Here is a 21208-nt window from a genome sequence, read left to right on the forward strand (position 1 = left end):
CCCGTTGAGACCTCCTTAACCAAGAAGGTGCAATATGGGATTTTGCTTTAGCTGATCATCTCTATCAAGGCGGCGTGGCAAAGACAAAGAAAAACAGAACAGACAAACAAGACGGTAACGCACCTCACAGTCGATGCTGTTGCATGTGCCCTCGAAGGCATGGCCGTCTTGATTATGACAGGACGGCGAGAGGTCGCACTTGTATAAAATGAATTTTCAGCTTTTTGGGTTGCGGCACTTTGCAGCCGCTTTTGCAGGCGCGCTCGCTTTGGCTCTTGTTGTCATGCCGCTTGGCATGCATGCTAAGGCGCAGGAAACAGAAGGCGCAAGCAAACCCAATGTGGGATTGGGTGCCAGCGGTCTTCCTGTGCCGCGTTTTGTGAGCCTGAAACCAGCGCGCGTCAACTTGCGCATCGGTCCGGGACGCGATTATCCGGTGTCGTGGCTGTTCATGAAAGCGGGCCTGCCGGTCGAGATCATTCAGGAATACGACAATTGGCGGCGCATCCGTGATGCGGACGGCACCGAAGGCTGGGTCTATCAGTCGCTTTTGTCTGGCAAGCGCACGGCAATCACCGCGCCGTGGCGCAAGAAGGACAAGGATGGCTTGGTAGCCATGATCACCATGCGCCGCAATTCCAATGAGGACGCGAGGGTTGCGGCTACGATCGAACCGGGCGTTGTTGGAACCGTGCGCGAATGCACCGGCCAATGGTGTCGCATGGATGTGAGTGGCGTGCGCGGGTGGATCAAGCAATCCGATCTCTGGGGTGTCTATCCTGATGAGGTGTTTGACTGATAACTCAATCAGAGCGCGTTTCGATCTGAATGAATTAGATCGGCACTCTATCTTTTTGATTTGACGCCCATCTTAACTGAAAACCGTTTCACACTTTTGGGGATGCGCTCTAAAATCGCTCCTTGAGCAATTGATAAAGCGCGCGAATGCCCTGCGCCTCGCCGCCAACCGGCGAGGCGGGTTTTTCCATCGGTACCCATCCGAAAATGTCGAAATGCACATGGGTTTGCGCTTTCTCGACGAAGCGGTCGAGGAACAGTGCTGCCGTCACCGATCCGGCAAAGCCGTCGCTGGTGACGTTGTTGATATCTGCTACGCGTGAGGAAAGCTTTTGCGCATAGGGCTGCCACAACGGCATGCGCCACAGCGGATCGGCGGTTTGTGAGGCCTTGACGGCGAGCGTTTGCGCAAACGCATCATCATGTGTGTAGAATGGCGGCAGGTCGGGGCCGAGCGCCACACGTGCGGCACCCGTCAATGTTGCCATGTCGATCAGGATTTCCGGCGCTTCCTCATCGGCGAGCGTCAGCGCATCGGCCAGCACAAGCCGTCCTTCCGCATCGGTATTGCCAATCTCGACACTTAATCCCTTGCGGCTTTGCAGAACGTCACTGGGGCGGAAGGCATTGCCGGCAATGGCATTTTCAACTGCAGGGATCAGCACGCGTAGCCGAAGGGGCAATTGTGCATCCATGATCATTGCGGCGAGGCCCAGAACATTGGCGGCCCCGCCCATGTCTTTTTTCATCAAGAGCATGCCGCTGGCGGCTTTGATGTCGAGCCCGCCGGTATCGAAACAAACGCCCTTGCCCACAAGCGTGACTTTGGGATTGCTTGCCTCACCCCAGATGATGTCGATCAGGCGCGGTGCGATAGCGCCTGCACGTCCGACGGCATGGATCATGGGCAAATTTTTCTCGAGCAGAGCATCGCCTTCTGTAACGGTCATCTGCGCGCCATGTTTGGCCGCCAGATCGCATGCCGCTGTTTCCAGCGCATCCGGTCCCATGTCATTGGGCGGCGTATTGATGAGATCACGCGTGAGCATGACGGCATCGGCAATGCGACGCACTTCCGCTTCATCGACGTCATCAGGCAATGCGAGACGGCACGTTTTCGTGGAGGGCTTGCGATAGCGATCAAAGCGATACCCGCCCAACAAAAAGGCAAGCGTTGCAAGGCCTGCCTCGCCATTTGGATTTGCGATGTGCCAGTCGCCTTCTGGCAGGCTGCGGCCGAGCTTACCGGCGATCAGCTGCGATTGGTCATGGGTTTTGGTGTCACCCGTACCAAACAGCGCGCCCGAAATCGTTCCATCCTTACCCGGCAACACCAAGAGCTTGCCTGCTTCGCCGTCAAAATCATGCGCTTTTGCCCAGGTAAGTATAGGGCTGGTAAGCCCCGTTTTTTCCAAACCGTCCTTTTCGATGAACCAGATCGGGCGGCTATGTTTGGATTTTTGCGTGAGAATTTCGACGGACATGGCGGTCTTTACTCAAAACTGATTTTAAGAAGGAGAGATGATTAAAGCATGTTTCCGGCCACAAGGGCAGCGGCGCTGATGATCGCGATGGAAACCAATATGGTGATCAGCACATATTCGATTGCGACCGCCCCAGCGCGATTTTTAAGGAAACGCGACATCAATGTCGGCATGCTATGCTCCTTCGTCTTTTCCGAAGACCAAGCTTTAAAGACGATCAAGATCTCTATTCGGATGGTCGGGATCATAACGGGGAGGAATTGTGGCCCTCTTAACAATCACGGTTAAGGAAAGGTTTCTGGCGGTGGTTTCTGCGTCTTACCCTTGGCTTTGCGGTATAAAGCCAGCATATAGAGCGAAGCCCCCATGCTCTCTCAGGATCGCTTAAAATGCCGGAATTGCCAGAAGTCGAAACCGTTCGTCGCGGACTGCAGCCCTTTATGGAAGGCGCGACTGTCAAGCGGGTCGAGCAGAACCGGCCAGATCTGCGCTTTCCGTTTCCGCAAAACTTTGCCAAACGGCTTTCCGGGCGGCGCATTGAGGCGCTCGGTCGCCGCGCCAAATATCTGATTCTGCATCTCGATGACGGTCTTTCCGTCATTGCGCATCTGGGCATGTCCGGCTCATTTCGGATTGAAGCGGATCTGGCAGACGAAACGCCCGGCGCCTTTCATCATGCGCGTTCAAAGAGCACCACGCACGACCATGTGGTGTTTCATCTCGTGCGGCCCCAAGGTGAGGCGGTCCGTATCATCTATAACGACCCGCGCCGCTTCGGCTTCGTGCTGTTTGCCGAACAGGGAACGCTGGATGAGCATCCGCTTTTGAAAAACCTCGGTGTCGAGCCAACAGGCAATGTTTTGTCGGGGCCGATTCTGGCCGACCTGTTCCGGGGTCGCCGCACGCCGCTGAAAGCCGCCCTTCTTGATCAGCGGCTGATTGCCGGGCTTGGCAATATCTATGTCTGTGAGGCGCTTTGGCGTTCCGGTCTTTCACCAATGCGTGCGGCGGGTTCGATTGCCGAGGATGCGGTGATGCTGGAACGCTTGGCCAGTGACATTCGCGCCACCATCGCCGAGGCGATTGCCGCAGGCGGGTCGAGCCTGAAAGACTATATTCAGGCGGACGGCGCACTGGGGTATTTCCAGCACTCTTTTTGCGTTTATGGTCGCGAAGGTGATCCGTGCCGTAATCCTTCTTGCGGTGCCATGATTGAACGAGCCGTGCAGGCAGGGCGCTCCACGTTTTTCTGTGCTTCGTGTCAAAAGTGAACCCTTGTCAAATGGCGCTGGACGGTCCACCTTGCCGTTGCGATTGACTGAATGCTTTGGTGCAGGAGGAGCGGGTTTTCATGGCTTATGAAACGATCATCGTCGAGCCGCGCGGCAGCGTCGGTCTTATTCGTCTGAACCGTCCGCAGGCGCTCAATGCGCTTAATCGTGCCATGCTCGATGATCTCACCAATGCGCTCGGGGCTTTCGATACGGATGAGAAGATCGGTGCGGTGGTACTGACCGGGTCTGAAAAGGCCTTTGCGGCGGGCGCCGATATCAAGGAGATGCAGCCGGTCAATTTCGTCGATGCCTATTTGCAGGATATGTTTTGCGACTGGCAGAAGGTAGACCGGGTACGCAAGCCCATCATCGCAGCAGTGTCTGGTTATGCGCTGGGCGGCGGCTGTGAGCTTGCCATGATGTGCGATTTCATTCTGGCCGCCAGCAATGCCAAGTTCGGCCAGCCGGAAATCACCATAGGCGTCATGCCTGGCATGGGCGGATCGCAGCGTCTTACGCGCTTTGTCGGCAAGTCCAAGGCCATGGAAATGTGTCTCACGGGGCGCATGATGGATGCTGATGAAGCCGAACGCTCAGGACTGGTTTCGCGTGTGCTTGCTCCGGAAGCGCTTCTGGAAGAGGCTGTGAGGGTTGCAGAACGCATCGCGTCTTTCTCGCGCCCCTCGGTCGTGATGACCAAGGAAGCCATCAATCGCAGTTATGAGACGACATTGAGCGAAGGTCTTCGTTTTGAGCGACGACTGTTTCATTCGCTGTTTGCTACCGAAGACCAGAAGGAGGGCATGGCGGCTTTCATCGACAAGCGCACGCCCTCGTTCAAGAATCGCTGAAGCCGCCAGCGTCACTTGATGCGTTGTTTTGCAGGCTGCGCAGAATCTGCGTTGACGTAAGCTTAAAGCTGATCTATAAGCCCGCCCACGGATTGGTGGCCTAGGGTTCTTGGCTGCCCTAAAAGTTTTGTGCTCGGTTGTTTGAACTTCGGGTTTGGACCATGGGCTACCTGACAGAAAAAGAGAGGCATTTATGGCCAATACTCCTTCGGCCAAGAAGGCAGTGCGCAAGATTGCAGCGCGCACCGAAGTCAACAAGTCCCGCCGTTCGCGCGTTCGTACCTTCATTCGCAAGCTTGAAGACGCACTGGTCAGCGGAGACAAGCAGGCTGCTGAAGTGGCGTTCAAGGTTGCTGAACCTGAATTGATGCGTGCCGCTTCGCGCGGCGTGATCCATAAGAACACTGCTGCTCGCAAGGTCTCGCGTCTTGCCAAGCGCGTGAAGGCACTCAACGCCTGATTGGTTCTACTTTTTAAGACGATTTTGAAGCCCGGCTTATTATTAGCCGGGTTTTCTTTTTTCTGCGTTTCTGAGTTGTTGCTTTTTAAGATGCTGCTTGGATTTTACATAGATTTTTCAATGCTTAGAGCAAATCCAGGCGGTTTGACTGCTGCGGTGTGCCTATTAATTTTTGTAATAATTTCAATTATTTGTATCGATCACCCACAGGTTATCCACAGAGGTGGGTGGGACTCGGACAGGCCTCTGAGTCAAGCAATATTTTAAAATTTATTTTTCCAACAGAACAGATCAAGACCTTCTAAAATGGCAGAATGGAAAACACATTGAATCCAAAGATGTTAGTTCGCTGGCATCCGATTCCCCGGTCTGCCGATGACCCTGTGCAAGGGGGGTGGGCAAAAAAAACTGGCGAATCTGCACTTGCCCTTTGCGCCGCGCCTTCGCTAAAGTCAGATCATCAAGAGGGTGGGCATCTAGCCCAGAGTTAGCGATAATTGCTGTCGAATGTCAGCGCGGGTATTCTTGCTCGCGAGCGCTTTTTTCTGGTCTTTTAATTGTCTTTCTTCTCTGGGTTGATTGCTTACCATTCATTAACCGGAAAGTCGTTTTCGACGCCTTGCCGGCAACGGCGTGGTTGTCGTGGAAGGATTTCCGGGCAATCAGCTTTCGACAGAGGTCTTTGTGAGTCGCTGTGTAACTGTAAGGAGTCGTTCGATCGGGATTTGAAGGACCGATGTTATTTGTGCATGACCCGTGGGGGCGGGGTTCAACAGGCTTGGGAAATGGATGTGTGAACTGTCGGGTGTTGAGGGGCGTTAGATCCAGAACTCCGGCAGGATAATAAAAAGCGCCGACAAATGGCGCATAAGAATTTTGAAGGCAGGCGAGACGATGGCGATGACGAGCAAGGCGACGGAAACGATGGGTGATGATGCACATGCGAACCGTATCCGTGAATACGCTGCTAGCGAAACTGACAAGAGCCTGACGAACATGGAACCTGCTGTAAGCGAAGAAGCTTTCGAGCGCCTGACGGCAAAGCTGAAAGCCCGTGTCGGCAGCGAAATCTATTCGAGTTGGTTTGGTCGACTGAAGCTTGAAGACCTGTCCAAGAGTGTTGTGCGCCTGTCGGTTCCGACCGCATTTCTGCGCTCCTGGATTAATAATCATTATTGCGCGTTGCTGACCGAACTGTGGCAGGAAGAAAATCCGCAGATCCTCAAAGTGGAAGTCGTGGTGCGCGGCATGAGCCGGGTGGTGCGCAATGCTCCCGTGGCCGAAGCAGCCCAGGCCGTGGACGCAAAGTCAGCCGCCTCATCGCGTGAAAAGATGATGTTCCCGATTGGTCATTCCTTTGGTAATCCGGCTTTTGGCAGTCAGGCATCAGGCAATGCGACCATGGGCGACAAGCGCGGGTCGGCTGTAGTGGCTGAAACGGTAGCGGCTTCCGGTTCCGTTCTGGGATCTCCCCTTGATCCACGCTACACATTTGACAGCTTTGTCGATGGTGCCTCAAACCGTGTGGCGCTTGCCGCTGCGCGCACCATTGCCGAAGCCGGTTCAAGTGCCGTGCGCTTCAACCCGCTTTTCATTCATGCCTCCGTTGGTCTTGGTAAGACGCATCTGTTGCAGGCGATTGCCGCCGCAGCCCTCCAGCGACAGGAAAAGGCCCGTGTGGTTTACCTGACCGCTGAATATTTTATGTGGCGTTTTGCGACCGCCATTCGCGACAACAATGCGCTCTCGTTTAAGGAGCAATTGCGCGATATCGACCTTCTGGTTATCGATGACATGCAGTTCTTGCAGGGCAAGTCGATCCAGCACGAATTCTGCCATCTGCTCAACACGCTGCTCGACAGCGCCAAGCAGGTCGTGGTGGCAGCCGATCGCGCGCCTTCTGAACTGGAATCGCTCGATGTGCGGGTTCGCTCGCGTCTGCAGGGCGGCGTTGCACTCGAAGTGGCCGCTCCTGATTATGACATGCGTCTGGAAATGCTGCGCCGTCGTCTGAGCCTTGCGCAAATGGAAGATGCAAGCCTCGATATCAGCGAAGAGATTCTTTCCCATGTTGCTCGTACCGTGACAGGTTCGGGGCGAGAACTCGAAGGCGCGTTCAATCAACTGTTGTTCCGCCAGTCGTTTGAGCCAAACCTCTCGATCGACCGTGTCGATGAGTTGCTCGGGCATCTCACGCGGGCGGGTGAGCCCAAGCGCATCCGCATCGAGGAAATCCAGCGCATCGTGGCGCGTCATTACAATGTTTCCAAGCAGGATCTTCTGTCGAACCGCCGCACGCGCACCATCGTTAAGCCGCGTCAGGTGGCGATGTATCTGGCCAAGATGCTGACCCCGCGCTCATTGCCGGAAATTGGCCGCCGCTTTGGTGGACGTGACCACACCACGGTTCTGCATGCAGTGCGCAAGATCGAGGATCTGGTGGGTGCGGACGGTAAGCTTGCGCAGGAACTGGAGCTGTTGAAGCGCCTCATCAATGATCAGGCTGCCTGATATCGTGGATATCGTTTGAAAAAGCCCGCGCCGCGTATTTTACAACGCGGCGCGGGCTTGCTTTTTCCTTTAAAAATCTGCCACTTTAGCAAACCTTCGGGCGCAGCCAGCGCCTCAATGATAGGGGCGTCTGCCCGATGCGCGGTTGCCCAGTCCTAAAGAGCGAGTGCGTTTCAATATGCGTGTTACCCTGGAACGGTCGAACCTTCTGAAATCCCTCAATCACGTTCATCGCGTTGTGGAGCGTCGCAACACGATTCCGATCCTGTCGAACGTGCTTTTGCAGGCCGAAGGCGCAAGCCTGACGTTCAAGGCGACTGACCTCGACCTTGAAGTCAATGAAGCAACGGCTGCCATGGTCGAACAAGCTGGTGCTACGACCGTCCCCGCGCATCTTCTTTATGACATCGTGCGCAAATTGCCCGATGGTGCGGAAGTCATGCTCTCGACCAATCCCGATGGCGGGTCTATGTCGGTCATTTCCGGCAAGTCGTCGTTTCGGCTACAATGCCTGCCACAGTCGGATTTCCCGGAACTGACGGCTGGCAGCTTCAGCCATACCTTCCGCATTGAGGCGCAGGCGTTAAAGCGCCTGATTGATCGGACGCAATTTGCAATTTCTACGGAAGAAACCCGCTATTATCTCAATGGTATTTTCTTCCATGCGATTGAATGTGAGGGCTCACTCAAGTTGCGCGCTGTTGCAACAGACGGCCACCGACTGGCACGCGCCGAAATCGAGGCACCCGCTGGCACTGAAGGCATGCCGGGCATCATTGTCCCGCGCAAGACGGTTGCCGAATTGCAGAAACTGGTCGATGTGCCGGATGTCGTGGTCACAGTCGAATTGTCGGATGCCAAAATCCGCTTCACGGTGGGTTCCGTGGTGCTGACGTCCAAGCTTATCGACGGCACCTTCCCCGACTATCAGCGGGTGATTCCTTCGGGCAATGACAAGAAGCTGACCATCGACCGCCAAAGCTTTGCTGCATCGGTTGATCGCGTTTCAACTATTTCCAGCGAACGCGGACGCGCGGTCAAACTCTCGATCGGTGATGGCCTTTTGACGCTCACCGTCAACAATCCCGATTCGGGCAGCGCGACCGACGAGCTTGCCGCTGATTATGATGCCGAGGCACTCGATATCGGTTTCAACTCTAAATATCTGCTCGACATCACCAGCCAGTTGTCGGGTTCGGATGCCATCTTCATGCTGGCTGATGCCGGTTCGCCGACAGTGGTACGCGATACGGGTGATGAAGACGTGTTGTACGTGCTCATGCCGATGCGTGTCTAAAGAAAGTAGACGTGAACACGACGAAGCTTGATCAAGGCCGTCCAGAGCGGGTTTCAGTCAGGCGGCTTAAACTTTCCGATTTTCGCAATTATGCGCAACTCTCGCTGCCACTTGGCGCCGGCCATGTTGTGCTGACGGGGGAAAACGGATCGGGCAAGACCAATCTGATCGAATCGCTGTCATTCCTGTCGCCGGGGCGGGGCCTGCGCCGCGCCTCCTATGACGATGTCGCTACCGTTCACGGCCATGACGGCTTTGCAATTCACGCTACACTTGATTGCATGATCTATGGCGAGGCCGAAATTGGCACCGGAACGGCGGGCGGTGGAGAAGGTGGTCGCAAGGTCCGCATCAATTCCATGACCGCTTCCGGCGATGATCTGCTCGATTATGCGCGGATTCTTTGGGTTGTGCCGTCAATGGACGGGCTATTTACCGGCGGTGCCTCGGATCGACGCCGTTTTCTCGATCGCATGGTGCTGGCGATCGATACGGGTCACGGCAAGCGCGTGCTCGATTATGAAAAAGCCATGCGCAGTCGTAATCGTCTGTTGAGCGACGGCAATATAGATGGCGGCTGGCTCGATGCCATTGAAAGCCAGATGGCGGAACTGGGCATTGCCATTGCTGCGGCACGCGCCGAAGCCATGCGGCTGATTGCAGCGATGATCGAACGTTTGCCCGCTGTCGGACCTTTTCCCAAAGCCGACTGTTTTCTCGAGGGGGCGCTCGAAAGCCGGATTGCGCTCGAGGCAGCGCTCGATCTGGAGGAAGATTTCCGTCGTACGCTGCGCGATAGCCGTATGCGCGACCGCGCGGCAGGTCGTACGCTGGACGGCCCGCACCGCACCGATCTTATCGTGCAGCACAGACCGAAGGCTATGCCCGCAGCGCTATGTTCGACCGGCGAGCAGAAGGCGCTGCTGATCGGGCTTATTCTGGCGCATGCGCGATTGACCGGCGAATTGTCCGGCATGGCGCCGATCCTCCTGCTTGATGAAATAGCAGCCCATCTCGATGAAGGACGGCGTGCCGCGCTGTTCGGCATTTTGGATGATCTTGGCGGTCAGGCTTTCATGACCGGCACGGATCGCTCGCTTTTCGATGCCCTTAACGGTGACGCGCAGTTTTTCAATGTCGCGTCCGGGCAATTATCCAGAATAGAAAAATAGTCGCTGACAGGCGATTGAAGCGAGCCTATGTTGCCGATCATGACTGCATCACCCAAGCCATTTTCTTCCGAGGAACTCGAACGCTATGCGCGCCATATCGTGCTGCCGGAAATCGGCGGGCCGGGCCAGCAGAAGATGAAAGCCGCGCGTGTGCTGGTTCTGGGCGCTGGTGGTCTTGGCGCGCCGGTGCTGCATTATCTGGCCGCAGCCGGTATCGGCACGCTCGGCATTGTCGATGACGATACGGTATCGCTTTCCAACCTGCAACGACAGGTCATCCATGACACGGAGAGTGTTGGCATGGCCAAGGTTGAAAGTGCGCGTGCAACCATTGCCCGCATCAATCCGCATGTGAACGTCGAGGCGCACAATCTGCGCTTGAGCGCTCAAAATGCTCCGGCGCTGATTGCAGATTACGATATCATCGTCGATGGATCGGATAATTTTGCCACCCGCTATGTGCTGGCCGATACGGCAGCAGAGGTCGAACGTCCGCTGGTGACTGGCGCCATGGGACGCTTTGACGGCACGGTGACAGTGTTGATGCCCTATAGATCGGGCGAAGATGGCAGGCCCAACCCGTCCTATCGTGATCTGTTTCCCGAAGCGCCGCGTGCGGGCATCATTCCAACTTGTGCCGAGGCCGGTGTGCTGGGAGTTCTGCCGGGCGTTATCGGCAGCCTGCAGGCGATGGAAGTCATCAAGCTCATCACCGGCATTGGTGAGCCGCTGATCGGGCGGCTCCTGCTTTATAATGCGCTGTCCGTGCGTTTTGAGACCATCCGCTACAAGGCGCGCAAACTTAAATCCTAATATTGCGTGTTGCGATCCACGACATTTTCAAGTTGGCCATCCCGCTCGAAAGCCTCGATCTGTCGAATGATTTGCGGCACGAGTGCCGCGGCTGATGAGCTCGCTGCCGCATGCGGAGTGATCGTGACTTTTGAATGATCCCAGAGGGGACTGTCTTGCGGCAGCGGCTCCTGATTAAACACGTCGAGCGAAACGGCAGACAAAAGTCCACGCTCAAGCGCTGCCAGAATATCGGCTTCGTTCTGCAAGCCACCGCGTCCGGCATTGATCAGCACCGGCGCGCCAAGCGGGCCGTCCGATTTCAATTGCGCGAACATCGACATCGATAAAATACTCTTGGTGTCGGGCGTCAGCGGCAGCAGGCAAACGAAAATATCGGCAGTCTTGAGAAAGGCCGAGAAGCCGTCCTTGCCATCAAATGTCTCGACACCGTCGATCTGTTGCGGACGCCTGCTCCAGCCGGTGATGTTAAAGCCGAGGTTTTTGAGTTTAAGTGCTGCATCGCGCCCCAGCACGCCAAGCCCCATGATGCCGACTGTGACTTCATGGGCTGCGGGCTGGCGGGCATCCTCATGCCAGACATGATTCATCTGCTGCTTGCGGTAGCGTGCACCAAGCCGATGATGATCGAGAACTTGCCAGACCACATACTCGGTCATGCGCATGGTAAGATCATCGGAAATAATGCGCACCAGCGGCACGTCGGGGATATCAGGATCGCGAAAAACGTGATCGACGCCGGCACCCAGTGAAAAAATCACCTTGAGACTGGGCAGGTTTTTGAGCGATCCCGGCGTCTGTTTCCACACAAGCGCATAATCGATTGCAGGATCGGTTTCCTCGCGCTTCGTCACCACGACCCGGTCAGGTGCATGGGTCTTGAAATGGCCGATCCACACCTCAGGATCCCAATTGGTGACTGCCAGCAGGATTTTTCCCTTGTTCGCCGTCATTGTTTCACACCTCCCTCTGTCACTTCAATGTGGAAGGCTGCGGCCATCAGCGCCTTAGTGTAATCGGTTTTCGGATTGGCGAAAACCTCCTGCGCCGGACCATATTCCACCACGTTGCCATTGCGCATCACCATCACATCATTGGCGAGCGCACGCACGACCCGGAGATCGTGACTGATGAAAAGATAAGCGAGATCATGCTTCTTCTGCAAGGCGCGCAGAAGATCGACCACTTGGGCCTGTACGCTTTTATCAAGCGCTGAGGTCGGCTCATCAAGCATCACGAATTTTGGGTTGAGCGCCAGTGCACGTGCAATGGCGATGCGCTGGCGTTGACCGCCCGAAAACTCATGCGGATAGCGAAAGCGGGTTTCAGGATTGAGATTGACCTCTTTGAGTGCTGCCACGACGCGTTCGTCGCGTTCATCGGCGGACAATTTTGGCTCATGCACTAAAAGCCCTTCGGCAATGATGTCGGCAATCGTCATGCGGGGACTGAGCGAGCCGAACGGGTCCTGAAACACGATCTGCATTTCGCGCCGGAGCGGGCGCATATCTGCAAAGCTGAATTTTGCGATATCACGGCCATCGAAACGGATTTCACCCTTGGATGAAATCATGCGTGAAAGCGCCAGTCCCAGCGTCGTCTTGCCGGAACCGGACTCGCCCACCACGCCAAGCGTCTGACCAGTGCGAAGGCTGACATCGACGCCATCCACCGCCTTCACATGATCCACCGTCTTGCGCAAAAAGCCCTTCTTGATTGGAAACCAGACGCGGATATCTTTGCCTTCTATCACCGGCTTTGCGGATGGGTTGGCTGCTGGCGGTTCGCCTTTGGGTTCGGCGGAAAGCAGATGCTTCGTATAGTCATGCTGCGGATTTTCAAAGATATCCTCGGTGGGACCGGCCTCTACAATCTTGCCGCCGTTCATGACGCAGACCTTGTCGGCGATCTTGCGTACGACGTCGAGGTCGTGGGTGATGAACAGCATGGCCATGCCTTGTGAGGCTTTCAACTCGGCGAGCAGTTTTAGGATCTGTGCCTGCACGGTGACATCGAGCGCCGTTGTCGGCTCGTCGGCGATCAGAAGCTTCGGTTTATTGGCGAGCGCCATTGCAATCATCACGCGCTGGCGCTGCCCGCCCGATAGCTGGTGCGGGAAGGCGGCGAGCCGCTTTTCCGGCTCGCGAATACCCACTTCATGAAGCAGTTCCAGTGTGCGGGCGCGTGCGGCCTTGTCACCCATGCCCTGATGCATCTTCAAGATTTCGCCGATTTGCCGTTCCACCGTGTGCAACGGATTGAGCGAGGTCATCGGCTCCTGAAAGATCATGGTGATGTCGTTGCCGCGCACGCGCCGGAGTTCCGGCTCGGACGCCGTCATCAGGTTCTGCCCGTTAAAGAGAATCTCTCCCGACGGGTGACTGGCGGAGGGATAGGGCAAAAGTTTTAGCACCGAGAGGGCGGAAACGGATTTGCCCGACCCCGATTCGCCTACAAGTGCCACGGTTTCACCGGCCTCGATGTCGAAGGAGACGCGATCGACCGACAGCCGGTCTTCGCCGTCCTGGCGGAAGGCGACCGAGAGATCGCGGATGGAAAGGATGGGCGTGCTCATCGGAATGCCTTTCGCGGATCGAAGGCGTCGCGGGTTGCTTCACCGATAAATATCAACAGCGACAGCATTACGGAGATCACCAGAAAACCGGTGATGCCGAGCCATGGCGCTTGCAGATTGTTTTTGCCCTGCGCGAGCAATTCACCAAGCGAGGCGGAACCGGGAGGCAGGCCGAAACCGAGGAAATCGAGCGAGGTCAGCGTGGTGATCGACCCATTGAGGATGAAGGGCAGGAATGTGAGCGTTGCGACCATCGCATTGGGCAAGAGATGCCGCCACATGATGGTGGCGTTTCTGACCCCCAATGCGCGTGCTGCGTTGACATATTCAAAGTTTCTGGCCCGCAAAAATTCGGCCCGTACCACGCCGACAAAAGCCACCCATGAAAACAGCAGCATGATGCCGAGCAGCACCCAGAAGCCCGGCGGTAATATCGCGGCTATAATCAGCAACAGATAAAGAACCGGGATAGAGGACCAGATTTCAATGACACGCTGAAAAATGAGATCGACCCAGCCGCCGAAATAGCCCTGGACCGCACCGGCGCTCACTCCGATAATGGCTGAGAAAAAGGTGAGGATGAGCCCGAAGGCGACCGAAATGCGAAAGCCGTAAAGCGCGCGCGCAAAAACGTCACGCGCCTGATCGTCGGTGCCGAGCAGATTGAAATTGCCGAAGCGGCAATTGGGGTCGTTTGCCCCTTGCGGGTAGCGCTGGCAGCGTTCTTCCGCCGAATAGAGCCAGAATGGCTTTGCGGGTGCTGCCTGCGGGATTTCATTGTTGACGGTGTTGTAGGAATAGCGGAACGGTGGCCAGATCGCCCAGCCATTGTTGTTGATCTCGTCCTGTATGACCGGATCGCGATAATCGGTAACGGCATAAAAGCCGCCGAATTTCTCTTCCGGGTAATCGACCAGGACGGGGGCCAGCACTTCGCCTTTATAGGAAACGAGGATTGGCCGATCATTGGCGATCAGTTCAGAACACAGTGCGCAGACAAGCAGGAACAGGAAAATCCACAGCGACCAGTAACCACGCCTGTTGGCTTTAAAGTTCTGCCAGCGACGCTTGTTGAGTGGGGACAGCCACGGACGTTTAATAGGTTTTGCGGGAGTAAGTGTGGTGTCGGTCATCACACGTCCCTCCTGTCGAAATCAATGCGCGGATCGATCCACGTATAGGTGAGATCGGACAAAAGGCTGACCAGCAATCCTATTAATGAGAAGATGTAGAGCGTTGCAAATACCACCGGATAGTCACGGTTGATGATCGACTGATAGCCGAGCAAGCCAAGGCCATCGAGCGAAAAAATCGTCTCGATCAGAAGCGAGCCGGTGAAAAAAGCCGAAATAAAGGCACCGGGAAAACCGGCAATGACGATCAGCATCGCATTGCGGAACACATGGCCATAAAGCACCTGATTTTCAGTGAGACCCTTGGCGCGGGCGGTGGTGACATATTGCTTGCGGATTTCTTCAAGGAAGGAATTCTTGGTCAAGAGCGTTGTTGTGGCAAAGGCCGACAGAACGAGAGCGGTGACCGGCAGCACCATGTGCCAGAGATAATCCCCGATCTTGCCCATGAGCGACATCTGCGCAAAATCGGGTGAGGTAAGACCTCTAAGCGGAAACCAGTCCAAGAACGAGCCGCCGGCAAAAAGAACGATCAAAAGGATTGCAAACAAGAAGCTTGGAATGGCGTAGCCGACGATAATGACAGCGCTGGTCCATGTGTCGAAACGGCTGCCTTCCTTGATCGCCTTGCGTATGCCAAGCGGGATCGAGATCGCATAGGAGAGAAACGTCAGCCACAGGCCGAGCGAGATCGAAACCGGCATCTTTTCCTTGATCAGATCGAGCACGCTGATGTCGCGGAAATAGCTGCGCCCGAAATCAAAGCGCGCATAATTCCACAACATCTGACCAAAGCGTTCGAGCGGTGGTTTGTCGAAGCCGAACTGCTTTTCAAGATCGGCGATAAATTGTGGGTCGAGCCCTTGCGCGCCACGATATCTGGAATTGGAAGAGCCGCTGTCGAGATTGCTTTGGCCGAAATCACTGCCGCCGCCTGAAATGCGGTCGAGCGCATCGCCGCCTTGCCCTGAAAGCTGTCCGATCACCCGTTCGACCGGACCGCCGGGGGCAAATTGCACCACGGCAAAGGAAATGGCCATGATGCCCAAAATGGTCGGAATCATCAAAAGAAGACGGCGTAAAATATATGCGCCCATCAGTTCAGCTCACTTGAAATATTGGAGGTCGTCTCAGGGCTTGCCAACAGCTTTTGCCTTTTCTTCATCCAGCGCATGATTTTTTCCGAAAACCGGTTCCCACTTTTCGGGATCATTGCTTAATCCACCACAGCGTCTCGACCGGGAAGCCGTAATCCGGCTTCGGCTCCTTGAAACCGAACCGGTCCCAGAAAGCGATGCGATGATTCGCTATTGTCCAATTTGGAATCCAGTCGCGACGGATACGCAAGTACCGATCGAGCACCCTGAGCGTCGCGACGAGTTCTTCTCGGCTGGAAACCTTGGCCACGTCGGCAATCAGCGCGTCGATCAGCGGATCATTCGTGCCCGGCAGATTATAGCTACCCGGTGTTCTGGCTGATTGCGAGCCGAACATGCCGGAAAGCGATTCGCTGGTTGGCGTGGCGGAAAACTGCATGGCCATGGAGACCATGTCGAAATCGAAATCCTGTACACGGGCCTGATACTGACTGGCATCGACCAACCGCAGTCGGGCGTCAATGCCGATGGCGCGCATCTTTTGCATGAAGGGATTATAGACCCTGGTGAAGGTGTCACTATCGCTTAAGATTTCCAGCGTGAATTTGGCGCCGTCCCTTGCATGGAACTGGCCGTTTTTGCGCTCAAAACCCGCTTCCTGCATAAGCTTGACGGCGCGCGAGAACTGCGCACGGTCGCGTCCTGAGCCATCAGAGGTTGGCATCACCACCGCTTCGCCAAAGACTTCCTTCGGCAGCTTGCTACGATAACGTTCAAGCACTTTCAGTTCTGCCTCGCCCGGCAGGCCAACGGCCTGAAAGTCCGAACCGTTGAAGCAGGATTGCGAGCGTTGATAGCTATCATAAAACAGGTTTTTATTGGTCCACTCGAAATCAAAGCAAAGCCCGATAGCTTCTCGCACACGCGGATCGCGAAACCGCTCGCGGCGCTGGTTGAGTGCCCAGCCCTGCATGAGCGGGCGTCTTTCGCGCGGGAAAGTACGCTTGATCACTTTCTTCTGCTCAACGGCTGGGAAATCATAGCTGGTAGCCCAATTTCTGGCCACATATTCGCCGCGCAAATCGATATCGCCCTTCTTGAAGGCCTCGAATTCCGGCTGCCGGTCGCGGAAGAACTCGATGCGGATGCGGTCAAAATTATTTTGCCCGCGCATGACAGCAAGGTCCTTTGCCCAGTAATCGCTGACACGCTCATATTCGATCATGTTGCCGGGCGAAACTCTGCCGACCTTATAGGGGCCGGAGCCAAGAATCGGTGCAAGCGTGGTTGCCTCGAAATCCTTGTCCTTGAACCATTGTTTCGAGAGAATAGGCAGACCCACGGCATCGAGTATGGCGTTGAAACCGCTGTTTTCGTTAAAACGCAGGCGCACTTCATGTGTGCCAAGGGCGTCGGCTTTCTCAAGAGAGACAAGCATCTGACGAATTTTCGGATGGGCTTTCTGTTTGAAAAGCTCAAAAGTGAATGCAACGTCGTCTGCCTCGATCGGCGAGCCGTCATGAAAACGCGCTTCCTTGCGCAAGTTGAAAACGCATGTGTGGCGGTCATTCGTTACCACGACATTTTCTGCAACAAGGCCATAGACCGAATCCGGTTCATCAAGTGCCGAAACCATCAGGCTGTCAAAGGTCAGCTCCATGCGTGGTGGCGCATCGCCTTTCAACGTGAATGTGTTGAGCGTATTGAATGTCTGCGTGTTCTGGTTCCACAGCCAGTTCCACGGCGCAAGCGTGAAGGTGCCGCCCTTTGGGGCATCTGCATTCACATACTCGAAATGGGAAAAGTCGGGCGCATATTTCAAATCGCCGAAGGCTGATAGCCCACGTCGCGGCGTTGCTGGCATCAGTGCCATTGCAGGCCCGGGCAGAGAGGCGATGAGAGCGGAACTGCCAGAAAGCAGAAGAAAATCGCGGCGGCTCATAGGAGTGACGGTCATATCCCGACGCTCCTATTCAGCGTCGGTCTTGATCTTGGGTTCTTTGACCGGATCGATCCACCAAGAGAACGGATCGATGCCTGCATAATCCGGCTGATTTTCCGGCATGCCGAACTTGTTCCAATAGGCGATATTGATTTTATCGGAATACCATTGCGGAATGACGTAATAATTCCACAACAACGCGCGGTCGAGCGCGTGGGACGCTGCCACCAGTTCGTCGCGGTCCTTGGCGTAGATAACGCGGTCGATCAGCGTGTCGATGGCTGGGTTCTTTATGCCAGCGTAATTACGGCTGCCTTTGAATTCAGCGGATTTGGAACCCCAGAAATCACGTTGTTCGTTGCCTGGTGAGGCGGTTTGCGCAATGAGTGAGGAAATCACGTCATAGTCGAAATCATTGACCCGCGCCTGATATTGCGCCGCATCGACAATACGAACACGCGCATCGATGCCGATTCTTTTAAGGTTCTGGATAAAAAGATTATGGACTTTCTCGAAACTGGCACCGTCGTCCAGAATTTCGAAGGAGAAAGTCTTGCCATTTTCGTCGGTAAGCTTGTTGTTCTTGAGCGTCCATCCGGCTTCGCCGAGAAGTTTCAGCGCCGTGCGAAGATTGTCACGCGTGGACTGTGGGTTGTCGTAGACCGGAAGCTTGAATTCCTTGGTCAGTGCGTCAGCGGGCAGCGCATCTTTCACTGTCTCCAGGATTTCCTGCTCCGCCTTTGTCGGCGGGCCACTTAAAGCCAGTTCATTGCCGGAAAAATAGCTTTCGATGCGTTGATACTGATTGAAAAACAACAGGCGGTTCATGGCCTCGAAATCAAAGGCATAGGTCAGCGCCTGCCGCACTTTCGGATCCTTGAATTCATCGCGGCGCGTGTTGAGGAAATAGCCCTGCATGCGACCGACGGCGTGATAGGGAAAGGATTTTTTAACCACATCGCCGCGCTGAACGGCGGGGAAATTGTATTGCTCGGCCCAGCGCTGGGCGCGGTTTTCCTGACGGTAGTCATAGTCGCCGCCCTTCTTGAAGGCTTCCCATGTGGCGTCGTCACTCAGATAATACTCGTAATGCAGATGGTCGAAATTGTAGCGGCCGACGTTGACGGGCAGATCCTTGCCCCAATAGTCATCGACACGTGCCCAGACGATGGCTTGTCCGGGCCGCACGCTTTCGATTCTGTAGGCTGATGAGCCGAGCGGAATTTCCAGCGTCGGACGCGTGATGTCGCGCTGCTTGCCTTTGGCGTCCTTGCCCTCCCACCAGTGCTTGGGCAGGATCGCGAGCTGGCCCATGATCTGTGGCAATTCACGATTGCCCTTTTGCGAGAATGTGAATTTCACTTCCCACTCGCCGCTCTTCTCAGCCTTTTCCACGTCGCCATAATATTTATTGTACATGGGCGATTGTTTTTTCAGCACATCAAACGACCAGATCACGTCCTCGACGGTGATCGGCTCGCCGTCATGCCATTTGGCTTTCGGGTTGAGCTTGAATTTTACCCATGAAAAATCATCGGGATATTGCAAGGCTTCCGCGATGAGCGGATATTGAGTTGAACTTTGATCGACCGAATCCGACATCAGCGTATCGTAGAGATAGCCGCCGCCAAAAGCGCCCAGGCCTGCTGCAGGAACGCCTTGAACCACATAAGGATTGAGGCTGTCGAAGGTGCCGACCGCCACCTGATTGAGCGTGCCGCCCTTGGGCGCATCGGGATTGACATAGTCGTAATGCTTGAAATCAGCCGGATATTTGGGTTCGCCCATTAGGCTGGAAGCGTATCGCCATTGCAGTTCTGAATTCTGCGTATGGCCGATTGATACCGTGTTCGCCAGCATTGCGACAGCAAAAGCGCCCGCCCAGAAAGCTCTCATCCAGCAACTCCGTTTTGTTCCGAATTCGTTGGTGCAAGTTTTATGGCTTTTTGCGGAGGAAGAAAGGCATGTCGTTGAGAAAACCAAACCGAATAACAAAAAAGCCCGGATAAACCGGGCTTTTTTATCTTTCATCCCCAATCAGTCGGCTGGTGCCTGCTCCGGCGTCTCTGGAGCTGGAGCTTGACCCGCAGGCTGCTGGCCCTCCTGACCCTCAGGGGAGGATTCTGCAGGCTTGTCTTCGCTGGCGGGTGCCTGACCTTCTTCGGCGGGCTTTGATTCGCCTTCTGCCGGTGCTGCATTCTCGCCTTCGGCGGGTGCTGCATCGGCGCTCGGCAGCGGTGCCGGATTGTCGGAAAGCGTATGCAGATAGGCAATCAGATCGGCGCGCTCATTATCCTTCTTGTCACCGGCAAAGCCCATGGCCGTGCCCCTGATGAAGCCTTTGGGCGAAGTCAGGAACTTGTTGAGATGCTCAAAGTCCCAGTTGTTTCCCGCAGCGCCGAATTCCTTCATGGCAGCTGAATAGCCAAAACCATCAACCGAAGCCGCAGGACGATTGACGATATCCCACAGATGCGGACCAACCTTGTTGGCACCGCCCTTTTCGGCGGTATGGCAGGCAGCGCAACGCTTGAAAACGTTCTGCCCTCGCGCCGGATCAGCGGATTGCAGCAGGGTCGCGATGGAAACTTCTTCCTTGGCGGGAGCGCCTGCAGCGCCTCCAGCCGGAGCATCGGCCACTTCGATTGTATAGCCCGGCTTTTCCGGCGCAGGCGCATGAAACAGCGAATCGGACAAAATACTTATCGTCATGGCAACGAAAACCGTCGCCAGAAACGCCATGATAAACTTGTTAGTTCGGGTTGAATTCATCGCCGGTCAGCGCTCCCTCTACAAAGCGATCTCCCCGAGAACGCCGTACACAGCCGGCATGCAACCCTTATTGAAAGGCAACAATTCTCTCCCCGGCATCGGGCGGAAACTAGGTCTTTTACATAGGCGATGCAACACCTATAAGGGTGTCTGACCCCGTGACTTTTTGACACTTTTGCTGCATTTCCAGCGTGGTAAAGGTGACACGATTACGACAACAGGCGTCTGAAACCGGCCTGAAAACGGCCTGACACCGCAAGGCGCAGCAACAAGAGACGATCATGCCTCAGTCTTTAAACACCCTTACCCTCATTCCGGCCCGGATGGCATCAACGCGTCTGCCCAACAAGCCGCTTGCCGATATTGGCGGCAAGCCAATGATCGTGCATGTGGCCGACCGCGCGAAAGCGGCTGGGCTTGGACGTACGGTTGTTGCGACCGACAGCACGGACGTCTTCGCAATCGTTACTGCCAATGGCCATGAGGCTGTGATGACGCGCGGCGACCACGAATCAGGTTCCGACCGCATCTATGAGGCACTGCTGAAACTCGATCCGAGCGGTGAGATAGACGCAATCGTCAATGTGCAGGGCGATTTGCCGACGATCGATCCCGATATCATCCGTCGCGCGTTGCGTCCGCTCGAGGACGGTCCGGCGGATATCGCAACGCTGGGCGTGGAAATCGCGCTTGAGGAAGAAAAAACCAATCCCAGCGTGGTGAAAATTGTCGGTTCGCCGCTGGAGCAGAACCGCCTGCGCGCCCTTTATTTTACCCGCGCAACTGCACCGCATGGCGATGGCCCACTGTATCACCATATCGGTCTTTATGCCTATCGCCGCGCCGCATTGGAGCGCTTTGTGGGCTTGGGGCCATCTTATCTGGAAAAGCGCGAGAAACTGGAACAGTTGCGCGCGCTGGAGGCGGGTATGCGTATCGATGTCGAAATCGTGGATACGGTACCGCTGGGGGTCGACACACAGGCCGATCTTGACCGCGCGCGCGAAATGATTGCAAAGACTTTGTAAA

The 21208-nt window shown here is 55.5% G+C and carries 17 protein-coding genes and 1 pseudogene; 9 read left to right on the plus strand and 9 right to left on the minus strand.

The window, feature by feature from the left end; all coding sequences use genetic code 11:
• Positions 1-295: 295 nt before the first annotated feature.
• On the plus strand, positions 296-799 hold the full coding sequence (locus AAIB41_RS10000; RefSeq protein WP_343314733.1) for an SH3 domain-containing protein: 504 nt from the start codon (positions 296-298) through the stop codon (positions 797-799).
• A gap of 109 nt (positions 800-908) precedes the next feature.
• Here the strand turns inward: AAIB41_RS10000 and AAIB41_RS10005 are convergent, their stop codons facing one another.
• Both AAIB41_RS10005 and AAIB41_RS10010 read right to left on the minus strand, forming a co-directional pair.
• On the minus strand, positions 909-2282 hold the full coding sequence (locus AAIB41_RS10005) for a leucyl aminopeptidase family protein (RefSeq protein WP_343313176.1): 1374 nt from the start codon (positions 2280-2282) through the stop codon (positions 909-911).
• Positions 2283-2332: 50 nt separating this feature from the next.
• Positions 2333-2455 (minus strand): annotated as a pseudogene (locus AAIB41_RS10010) (Flp family type IVb pilin); the annotation flags it as partial.
• A 216-nt stretch (positions 2456-2671) separates the two neighbouring features.
• Here AAIB41_RS10010 and mutM point away from each other — a divergent pair.
• The 7 genes from mutM to AAIB41_RS10045 all read left to right on the plus strand — a co-directional run bounded on the left by mutM (position 2672) and on the right by AAIB41_RS10045 (position 10660).
• On the plus strand, positions 2672-3553 hold the full coding sequence (mutM, locus tag AAIB41_RS10015; RefSeq protein ID WP_343313178.1) for a bifunctional DNA-formamidopyrimidine glycosylase/DNA-(apurinic or apyrimidinic site) lyase: 882 nt from the start codon (positions 2672-2674) through the stop codon (positions 3551-3553).
• 80 nt (positions 3554-3633) lie between these two features.
• Positions 3634-4407 (plus strand): enoyl-CoA hydratase, encoded by a 774-nt coding sequence (locus tag AAIB41_RS10020; protein WP_343313180.1) that lies wholly within the window; start codon positions 3634-3636, stop codon positions 4405-4407.
• A 193-nt stretch (positions 4408-4600) separates the two neighbouring features.
• The gene (gene rpsT, locus AAIB41_RS10025; RefSeq protein ID WP_343313181.1) at positions 4601-4867 is read left to right on the plus strand and encodes a 30S ribosomal protein S20; all 267 of its coding nucleotides are present in this window, start codon (positions 4601-4603) and stop codon (positions 4865-4867) included.
• 894 nt (positions 4868-5761) lie between these two features.
• A complete protein-coding gene (gene dnaA, locus AAIB41_RS10030) occupies positions 5762-7378 on the plus strand; it encodes a chromosomal replication initiator protein DnaA (protein ID WP_343313182.1) in 1617 nt (538 codons plus the stop codon).
• Positions 7379-7556: 178 nt separating this feature from the next.
• Positions 7557-8675, plus strand: coding sequence for a DNA polymerase III subunit beta (dnaN, locus tag AAIB41_RS10035; protein ID WP_343313183.1), 1119 nt, complete (start codon positions 7557-7559; stop codon positions 8673-8675).
• An 11-nt stretch (positions 8676-8686) separates the two neighbouring features.
• The gene (gene recF, locus AAIB41_RS10040) at positions 8687-9847 is read left to right on the plus strand and encodes a DNA replication/repair protein RecF (RefSeq protein ID WP_343313184.1); all 1161 of its coding nucleotides are present in this window, start codon (positions 8687-8689) and stop codon (positions 9845-9847) included.
• Positions 9848-9886: 39 nt separating this feature from the next.
• On the plus strand, positions 9887-10660 hold the full coding sequence (locus tag AAIB41_RS10045; RefSeq protein WP_343313185.1) for a molybdopterin-synthase adenylyltransferase MoeB: 774 nt from the start codon (positions 9887-9889) through the stop codon (positions 10658-10660).
• Here AAIB41_RS10045 and AAIB41_RS10050 read toward each other — a convergent pair.
• The 7 genes from AAIB41_RS10050 to AAIB41_RS10080 form a co-directional block, all read right to left on the minus strand.
• Positions 10657-11613 (minus strand): glyoxylate/hydroxypyruvate reductase A, encoded by a 957-nt coding sequence (locus AAIB41_RS10050; RefSeq protein WP_343313186.1) that lies wholly within the window; start codon positions 11611-11613, stop codon positions 10657-10659. The two genes, AAIB41_RS10045 and AAIB41_RS10050, sit on opposite strands and share 4 nt — an antisense overlap.
• The gene (locus AAIB41_RS10055; protein ID WP_343313187.1) at positions 11610-13235 is read right to left on the minus strand and encodes an ABC transporter ATP-binding protein; all 1626 of its coding nucleotides are present in this window, start codon (positions 13233-13235) and stop codon (positions 11610-11612) included. The genes AAIB41_RS10050 and AAIB41_RS10055 overlap by 4 nt, the downstream gene beginning before the upstream one ends.
• Positions 13232-14368 (minus strand): ABC transporter permease, encoded by a 1137-nt coding sequence (locus AAIB41_RS10060; protein WP_343313188.1) that lies wholly within the window; start codon positions 14366-14368, stop codon positions 13232-13234. Before AAIB41_RS10060 ends, AAIB41_RS10055 begins: the two co-directional genes overlap by 4 nt.
• Positions 14368-15465 carry a microcin C ABC transporter permease YejB gene (locus tag AAIB41_RS10065; protein WP_343313189.1) on the minus strand — a complete coding sequence of 366 codons (1098 nt, stop codon included), beginning with the start codon at positions 15463-15465 and terminating at the stop codon, positions 14368-14370. The genes AAIB41_RS10060 and AAIB41_RS10065 overlap by 1 nt, the downstream gene beginning before the upstream one ends.
• Positions 15466-15577: 112 nt before the next feature.
• Positions 15578-17422, minus strand: a complete 1845-nt coding sequence (locus AAIB41_RS10070) for an extracellular solute-binding protein (RefSeq protein ID WP_343313190.1) — start codon at positions 17420-17422, stop codon at positions 15578-15580.
• A gap of 12 nt (positions 17423-17434) precedes the next feature.
• The gene (locus AAIB41_RS10075; RefSeq protein WP_343313191.1) at positions 17435-19303 is read right to left on the minus strand and encodes an extracellular solute-binding protein; all 1869 of its coding nucleotides are present in this window, start codon (positions 19301-19303) and stop codon (positions 17435-17437) included.
• 141 nt (positions 19304-19444) lie between these two features.
• Complete coding sequence (locus tag AAIB41_RS10080; protein WP_343313192.1) at positions 19445-20179, minus strand: c-type cytochrome; 735 nt, start codon at positions 20177-20179, stop codon at positions 19445-19447.
• A 281-nt stretch (positions 20180-20460) separates the two neighbouring features.
• Here AAIB41_RS10080 and AAIB41_RS10085 point away from each other — a divergent pair, with 281 nt between their 5' ends.
• The gene (locus AAIB41_RS10085; RefSeq protein WP_343313193.1) at positions 20461-21207 is read left to right on the plus strand and encodes a 3-deoxy-manno-octulosonate cytidylyltransferase; all 747 of its coding nucleotides are present in this window, start codon (positions 20461-20463) and stop codon (positions 21205-21207) included.
• Position 21208 lies beyond the last annotated feature (1 nt).

This window comes from Brucella sp. BE17, from assembly GCF_039545455.1.
In the GTDB taxonomy this organism is placed as follows: domain Bacteria; phylum Pseudomonadota; class Alphaproteobacteria; order Rhizobiales; family Rhizobiaceae; genus Brucella.